Source organism: bacterium (genome assembly GCA_040755795.1).
Lineage (GTDB): Bacteria > UBA9089 > CG2-30-40-21 > CG2-30-40-21 > SBAY01 > JBFLXS01.
In genome coordinates, this window is record JBFLXS010000164.1 from 3,189 (window position 1) to 8,342 (window position 5,154).

Sequence of the window (5,154 nt, forward strand, 5' to 3'; positions counted from 1 at the left end):
ACTCCAATAGACTGAAAGGTAGTAATTCTTTCTTCTTCACTAAAAGGTGTTTGTCTTCTATCTATTATGGGGCTTAATTCTCCATAATCTAACCAATTCCCGCCGCAGTTATTACAGGAATCAATCAGTATCCCTTCATACTCTCTTTCTACTAATTGTGAATGACACTCTGGACACATCATTTTTTTTATGCCTCCTTTTTTTGGTAAATGGTAACTGGTGAATGGTAATTAGTTACCAGTTACCAATTATCCCCCTTTTTACACCAAATCTGCATAGATTTCACTCTTAGAGTTATTTTCAGACACCACCAAAATCAAAAGTAACTTAAGTGGATACTAACTTAATAAATCCTTTTTTCCCAACCTGAAGGATTTTTGGCAAACTTAAATCTATATCAAAATCTATCTGTGCTATTCTTTTTTGGTCTATTTTAACGCCTCCTTGCATAATTAATCTTCGTGCCTCACTTTTGCTTGGAGCTAATTTAGTCATAACAATAACCTCTATCAACCCAATAAAAGGCTTATTCACCTTGAATTCAGGTATTTCTTCAGGCAATTCCTTATCACGAAATATCCGTTCAAATTCTTCCTCCTTGCTTTTTGCTTCATATTCATCATAATAGCACTTGACTATTTCCTTAGCTAATAATTTTTTTGCCTCTTTTGGATGGAGTGATTTTATCTCATCTAAAGAAATATTTGTAAGCAATTCAAAGTATTTAGGCATAACGGCATCGGGAATGGACATCAATTTACCAAACATTTCTTTTGGAGAATCGAGGATGCCGATATAATTGCCGTAACTTTTACTCATTTTCCGCGCACCGTCAGTCCCTTCTAACAACGGCATCGTTATAACAACTTGCGGTTGTTGACCATAATTTTTTTGCAGTTGTCTTGCGACTAAAAGATTGAACTTTTGGTCTGAGCCACCTAATTCTACATCTGCCTTGACGATAACTGAGTCATATCCTTGAAGTAAAGGATATAGAAATTCAACAATGGTAATTTCCCTACCTGCGGCATAGCGTTTCTCAAAATCATCCCGTTCTAACATTCGAGCAACCGTGTAGCAACCTGCAAGTTTCATTATTTGGGCACAATCAAGTTTTTCTAACCAGTGGCTATTGAAAACTACCTCTGTTTTATCTTTATCCAATATCTTAAATACTTGTTGTTGATAAGTTTTAGCATTTTGTTCAATTTCCTGAGAGGATAATGGTTTTCTGGTTTCATTTCTCCCGGATGGGTCTCCGATTCTTGCCGTAAAATCACCGATAATGAATATAACTTTATGTCCTAATTCCTGGAATTGGCGTAATTTTCGCAGGATAACCGTATGCCCAAGGTGAATATCCGGGGCAGTTGGGTCTGCTCCAAATTTTATACGGAGAGGCGCTTTGAGCCTTTTAATAAATTCCTCTTCTGATATTATTTCTTCTACACCGCGTTTAATTTCGTCTAACAATTTATTATAACTATACTAAATTTTTTGCTTTTTGTCAACAAACTTTTGCAGGAAATTTAATGTATAAATCTACGAATAAACACAAATAATATTTAAGATATTAAAATTAAGTAACCGTTCAGGTAATCCTTTACCGCAGAGACGCAGAGGAACAGAGAAGAGATTGAAATAAATCAGACAACAGAAAAGATTATTGAGGCAATCATTGTCCTACATATGACCTCAAAACCAAATTTGTTAATCAATCATGATATGTCGGTTTTCAAAAGCTTGCTCTGATGAAAATCCGTGATGGAATTCTGCATGTGGTAAATAGTTTTTAATTTTTTCTCTGCGTCTCTGTGTCTGGGCGGTGAACGGTTACAATAAACTACAGGATACGCGCAAGCAACCTGTTATCCCTACCAGTATCTGATGTCCAGTGTCTGAATCACAGGCAGGATTGATATTGTTATTGACAAATCACTAAATATCTGGTAACATATTTGGTAGTAACAAATTTGTTACCAAAAGGAGTATTTTAATCTAATTTAGCCAGATTTTACTGACCCTGTATTTGAAGTGGTTATGTCGAGGTTTGGAGTAAAAAGATGAAGAAAAATATGGGACCGATAATTGTTTTTATCATAATTTGCCTGATTTCAGGTTGTGCACCACCTAAAGGAAAAGACCTGACTACCCTTCCAGAGCCAAAGTATATCTTGAAGGAATTCAATGTTGATTGGGTTTATTCTTTAGCCATTGCCGGTTCATCTACAATTTATGCCGCTACGGAACAAGGAATTTACAAATCTGAGGATAAGGCTAATACCTGGAAACCGACAAATCACAGACTTTATAATCTTAATGTCTTAACCGTCGTTGTTGACCCTAAAAACCCAGAAGTTATATTTGTTGGTGGTGATGGTGGGATATTTAAAAGCACAAATGGAGCAGATGAGTGGGTAGAAAAAAATATTGGCTTAACCAATCCTCTGGTTAAAACATTAGCCATTGACCCGGAAAATCCCAATCGACTTTATGCCGGATGCACAGGCAAAGGTGGATTATTTATCAGTAATGATAGTGGAGATAACTGGGAAATGGCAAAAGATAATCTTCAAATTACTACTATTGCTATCCCTAAGACCCATACCAATAAGATTTACCTCGGCACATGGGGAAATGGTGTTTATAAAAGTGAGGATGGGAGTTTGAGTTTTCAACCGATAAATACAGGATTGACTAATTTTAATATTCGGGCGATTGCGATTGACTCAACAGATACCCAAACCCTTTATGCCGGGACACAAGATGGTGTTTTTTTCAGTAACAATGGTGGCGAAACCTGGAACCCCCGAAATAAAGGCATTCTTAATACTTACATCTGGACATTACTTGTTCACCCCAAACAACCAGATATAGTTTATGCCGGCACCTGGATTGGTGGGGTCTATAAAAGTGAAAATAAGGGGAAAGAATGGCAAAGAATGAATGTCGGTTTGGTCAATACCTGCGTTCATAAATTAATTGCTGACCCCAAAGAACCAGATATTATTTATGCCGCTACCGAAGGAGGGATATTTCAAACCATAGATGGGGGGATATTCTGGAATGCAAAGAATAAAGGTTTGGTCTATATGGTTAAAGAAAGGATTCCACCTCCTGTTCCTGTAGAAAAAAAGAAAAAACCTAAACCAAAACCTAAAGCCCCAGCACATGGCGGCGGACATTAACCTTTATTTTACCCAAAAAAAGGAGTGAGGTAAAAATGAGTAAAGATATTAGAACCATAGTTAATCTCGATAAGGATGGCAAATTGACCATCAATGAGGATGCCCGACTTGTTTGTGGGTTAAAGGGAAAGATATATCTTCAGGCAGAGCAAGGTAAAATCATCCTTACCCCTTTTGAGCCTGAAAATACAAGGTATTGCCTGCGAGTTACGATTGATTCAGACAATCTGACTCCAATCATCCAAAAACTATCTGAGGAAAAAGTCAAGGTAATTCGGTCTGAATCAATATTGATAAACAAGACAACCTTGTATTTGGCTAATGTTGAGACAACGGAATCCATAGAGGAAACCTGTCAAGAACTAAAGAAACTGAATTTAGTCAAATCAGTTGAGATTTTTCCCAGATGGCAATTTATCACGGGACTTGTGAACAAGGAACTTGGACTCTGGCAACGCTCTCACTTTGGCACTTATCAGAGTAAAAGAAAAACACTTGAGACAAATATCGAGTATCGCTTATCTTTAGATGGCACAGGTGAGGCACAAATTCAGACTAATATTGGTTTTTTAGACCATCTGTTATCCTCAATGACCAGACATGGGTTGTTTGACCTCGAATTAAAGGTAAAAGATAGTGATAAACAAAAACTTGTGGATATTCATCACACGATTGAAGATGTGGCGATTGTTCTTGGTACAGCATTTAAAAAGGCACTGGGTGAAAAAGAAAAGATTGTCCGCATTGGTCAGGCAAAAGTGCCTTTTGATGATGCGGTGGTTGATGTTGTGGTTGATTTAAGTGGCCGTGCCTCGCTGACAGACCATTCTACGACTAAGGTAGGTTTTTTTAAATCATTTAAGGAAAATGTGGGTGAAATCAAACCTACTGAGATTAAACATTTTATAGAAACCTTTGTTAATAACTTTGGGATAAATATGAGTATTGGGTTATTAGTCGATGGAGATGGACACCACAAATTAGAGGCACTATTTAAGGCAATGGGATTAGCTATCTCGCAAGCAAAAAAGATGGCAGATGAACTAACTCAAATGATGATGAGCACAAAAGGAATGCTGGAGTAAGAGTAGAAGATGGAATATTTTGAAGTTGTTGATAAAAATGGGAATATTATTGGTAAAGCCTCACGCCAGGAATGTCATAGTAATCCTGAGTTACTTCATCGGGTATCGCATATCCTTGTATTTAATTCAAAAAAGGAACTTTACCTTCAAAAACGCTCAATTCATAAAGATATTCAGCCAGGCAAATGGGATACCTCGGTTGGCGGACATCTAAATCCTGGCGAGATTCACGAACATGCCGCTTATCGGGAATTAGCTGAAGAACTTGGGATTACAGGGGTAACTCTGATTTATCTCTATGATTACATCTGGCGTAGTGAGCGTGAAACTGAATTGGTGCGAACTTTTAAGGTTGTCTATGATGGTAAGATTGTATTTCAAAGAGAGGAAATTGAGGAAGGTAGATTTTTTAGCCTTGAAGAGATTCAATCTGCCATACAGGGTAATACCTTTACACCAAATTTTATTGAAGAATTTAATCGATTCCAGGAGTGGGAAGAGTCAAATAATAGGTAACCGTTCAGGGATATAGCCACAGAGTCACAGAGAACACAGAGGGAATATATAACCACGAATGAACACGAATAATAAAAAGATTTGTAGTGCGAGGCTTTAGCCTCGCTTCTGGCAAGCAGGAAAGCGAACCTAAAGGTTCGCACTACATTTATCGAATGTCACAGGTTAATTCGTGTCCATTTGTAGCTAATTTCTCTAATTCTCTGTGAACTCTGTGCCTCTGTGGCTGAACGGTTACAATCTCTTTTAGTCTAACCACAGAATTATTGTAATGTAATGAATAACAAAGGATTTACCTTAATAGAATCAATTATCGTCGTTATTATCATCAGTTTAATTTGTGCCTTAGTTTTGCCAAACAGCGG

Annotated in this window: 6 protein-coding genes; 4 read left to right on the forward strand and 2 right to left on the reverse strand. The window is 37.3% G+C overall.

The annotated features are described in order from the left end of the window. A partial coding sequence (locus AB1414_11285; protein MEW6608014.1) for a zf-TFIIB domain-containing protein occupies positions 1–182 on the reverse strand: 182 nt, incomplete at its 3' end. A gap of 145 nt (positions 183–327) precedes the next feature. Then, complete coding sequence (gene tyrS, locus AB1414_11290; protein MEW6608015.1) at positions 328–1,473, reverse strand: tyrosine--tRNA ligase; 1,146 nt, start codon at positions 1,471–1,473, stop codon at positions 328–330. A gap of 590 nt (positions 1,474–2,063) precedes the next feature. Here tyrS and AB1414_11295 point away from each other — a divergent pair. The 4 genes from AB1414_11295 to AB1414_11310 form a co-directional block, all read left to right on the forward strand. Continuing rightward, entirely contained in the window at positions 2,064–3,188 is a 1,125-nt protein-coding gene (locus tag AB1414_11295; protein ID MEW6608016.1) for a hypothetical protein, read from the forward strand. 35 nt (positions 3,189–3,223) lie between these two features. Continuing rightward, positions 3,224–4,273 carry a hypothetical protein gene (locus tag AB1414_11300; protein MEW6608017.1) on the forward strand — a complete coding sequence of 350 codons (1,050 nt, stop codon included), beginning with the start codon at positions 3,224–3,226 and terminating at the stop codon, positions 4,271–4,273. Positions 4,274–4,282: 9 nt separating this feature from the next. Then, a complete protein-coding gene (locus AB1414_11305; protein ID MEW6608018.1) occupies positions 4,283–4,789 on the forward strand; it encodes an NUDIX domain-containing protein in 507 nt (168 codons plus the stop codon). 276 nt (positions 4,790–5,065) lie between these two features. Next, positions 5,066–5,154: prepilin-type N-terminal cleavage/methylation domain-containing protein (locus tag AB1414_11310; protein ID MEW6608019.1), on the forward strand; the 89-nt coding region annotated here is incomplete at its 3' end.

Coding starts and splice junctions, on each gene's coding strand:
- AB1414_11295 (MEW6608016.1), top strand. CDS start 2,064: ATGAAGAAAAATATGGGACCGATAATTGTTTTTATCATAATTTGCCTG.
- AB1414_11305 (MEW6608018.1), top strand. CDS start 4,283: ATGGAATATTTTGAAGTTGTTGATAAAAATGGGAATATTATTGGTAAA.
- AB1414_11300 (MEW6608017.1), top strand. CDS start 3,224: ATGAGTAAAGATATTAGAACCATAGTTAATCTCGATAAGGATGGCAAA.